Source organism: Bacillus sp. NTK071, from assembly GCF_017303315.1.
Lineage (GTDB): Bacteria > Bacillota > Bacilli > Bacillales > Guptibacillaceae > Guptibacillus.
Genome location: NZ_JAFKOI010000146.1, coordinates 1 through 257 on the forward strand (window position 1 = coordinate 1; position 257 = coordinate 257).

Below are 257 nucleotides of genomic sequence, written 5' to 3' on the forward strand. Positions count from 1 at the left end.
TCGCCTTTGACGAAGGGTTGCTCTTTACCCATCGCGGTTTGTCCGGGCCCTCAATCCTGCAGATTTCCAGCTATTGGCGCGAAGGGCAGGCGATCGAAGTCGACCTAGCCGCCGGCCGCGATATCGCGCAAGAGGCCCAGTCGGCCCGCGCCGAAAGGGGCGCGCGCGAGCTCGCGAATGCGCTCGATCTGCCCGAGAAACTCGCGCGCTCGATCACCGGCCGCGCGGGCCTATCGGGCAAGCTCGCCACCCAGTCG

1 pseudogene is annotated in these 257 nt (G+C 66.9%); it reads left to right on the forward strand.

Going from position 1 to position 257, the window contains the following annotated elements:
- Nucleotides 1-257 (forward strand): annotated as a pseudogene (locus JI666_RS21385) (hypothetical protein); the annotation flags it as partial.